The sequence below is a fragment of the Peptidiphaga sp. genome, assembly GCF_057238965.1.
This window is the reverse complement of the sequence record NZ_DBHHEV010000148.1, coordinates 1-2,021: the sequence shown is the minus strand read 5'-3', so window position 1 is coordinate 2,021 and position 2,021 is coordinate 1. Positions and strand designations below refer to the sequence as shown.

Here is a 2,021-nt window from a genome sequence, read left to right as displayed (position 1 = left end):
TGGCCTCCGACGGCAGTGAGTACGACGTATTCGCCACCGTCACGCCCCTCGAAGACGGCGGCTACCTCTCGGTCAGAATACGCCCCGGCTGCGAGGACCTTTTCGGCGCCGCCCTCTCGATATACGAGAAAGCGGCAGCTTTCGAGGGAAAGCTTGAATCCGACGGGCTCACACGGCGCCAGGTCGCCTCCGAGGGGGCGGCGAAGATCCTCGAGCTGCTAGACGAGGCGGGCATGCCCTCCTACGAAGACCTTCAGAACATCGCGCTTCCCGCGGAGGTTGCGAAGCGGGAGGCCGTCGCCGACGAGTTCCCCGAGCGCCCCGAGGCCAGCGGCGCCTTGGCGCAGATGCTCTCCGACGCCAAGGGCATCGCAAAGGAGCTCGACGCCTGGATGGGCCGGCAGGACGATCTGGCCGATCTGTCCGCCGCGCTTCGGTCCACGCGAGACAGCCTACGCAAGGAGATCGACGACGACGCGTTGTCGGCGGCCCTCGTGCAAAGCGAATCGAAGACGGAGAAACTCGCCCAGCTACTCGAAACGTGGGGGCAGATGAAGGACCTCGTGCGCGGACCCACGGACCAGTTGGTCGACGCCCTCGCGCGACTCGACAAGATCAGCGCGCAGACCCGATTCAGGGTGGCCTTGGCTCGGCTTCACACGACCATGATGGCCAAATTCACCGCGGAGCTGATCGACGGCGGGACCGACGCCGACGTTTCGGCGGACGCCATCGCGATGCTCGGCGGCGCCCTGCGAAAGGGCCTGTCGGAGATGGAGGAGATGGCCGCGGCCCACGCCGACCTCGCTTCGCAGACCGCTGACTTCATCGTCGAAACGTCCAACCTGCTGGCGATTCCCCGCCAGGTCCTCATGCTGTGGAACCAGGAGCAGGACTCGGACGCGGAGGGCGCGTCGGACGGCTCCGACGAACTGGCCGAGGCCGTCTCCCGCCACATCGACGCGGTCGGCGAAAGCCTCGAGGAGCTCGACGGCCTGGCGCGGCGCTGCAGGGACTTCGACACCGCAATCGATTCTTCGACGCTCAAAACGCTCCTCGACGACGCCGAACAGCGGCTCTTTGCGCTCGCCTGACCAAAGCGGCCCGCGATGAAGGCTCTGGCGGCTGAAAGCCGTCCAAGCGGCTTGCACTCAAAAGCTAATTACATTAGCTTTTTGGCTATGACCATTAGCAACATTTCCGTTCCGGGAGGAACGATCTGCGTCGAGGCTGCGGGCGAGGGGCCGCTCGTCGTCTGCTCGCCCGCAATGGGAGACAGTCGCGACGCCTTCGCCCCATTCTCGCGACGTTTGGTCGAAGCCGGATTTCGGGTCGCGAGCGCCGATCTGCGCGGCCACGGCGATTCGTCAACGGGCTTCGGCTCTTACGGCGACGAGCCGACGGCGCAGGATATGCTTGCCGTCGTGGACGAACTGGGAGGCGGACCCGCGATCCTCGCGGGGGCGTCCATGTCCGCCGCCGCGGCCACAATCGCCGCTGGAAAAGAGCCCGAGAAAGTCTCTGGGCTCATCCTTTTCGGGCCTTTTCTGCGCGGCGCGTCGAACCCAATCGCGCAGCTCGCTTTACGCCTCGCCCTCGCCCGCCCGTGGGGACCCGCAATTTGGGGCCTTCACTCGCGCAGACTTTGGCCGGGCCTCGGCGACCAGGCTTCGGCCCGGGCCTCTCGCCTCTCTTCGATCCTCAAACGGAAAGGCCATTGGGCAGCCTTTTCGAAAACCACACGCACGGACCATTCCGTCGTCGCCCCGTGGTTCAACCGCGTGACCGCTCCCGCCCTTGTCGTCATGGGCGCCCAGGACCCCGACTGGAAGGACCCTCGGGCCGAGGCGTCGTGGGCGGCCTCGAATTTCGCACAGGGCTCCTTCGTCATGGTCGAAGGAGCCGGGCACGCGCCGATGCTCGAATCGCCCGACGCCGCCGCCCGCGAGGCGATCGCATTCGCGAATCGAATCGGCTTCGGAGGAACGCATGCCTAGCTTTGGACGGACGCATGCCTAGGG

The 2,021-nt window shown here is 66.2% G+C and carries 2 protein-coding genes; both read left to right on the top strand.

Features of this window, described 5'->3' with window-relative positions; translation table 11 throughout:
• Window positions 1–1,094, top strand: a 1,094-nt coding sequence (locus ACO48X_RS11120) for a PAS domain-containing protein (protein ID WP_485002147.1), incomplete at its 5' end; no start/stop codon positions are given.
• A gap of 87 nt (window positions 1,095–1,181) precedes the next feature.
• Window positions 1,182–1,997 carry an alpha/beta fold hydrolase gene (locus ACO48X_RS11115; protein ID WP_485002146.1) on the top strand — a complete coding sequence of 272 codons (816 nt, stop codon included), beginning with the start codon at window positions 1,182–1,184 and terminating at the stop codon, window positions 1,995–1,997.
• Window positions 1,998–2,021 lie beyond the last annotated feature (24 nt).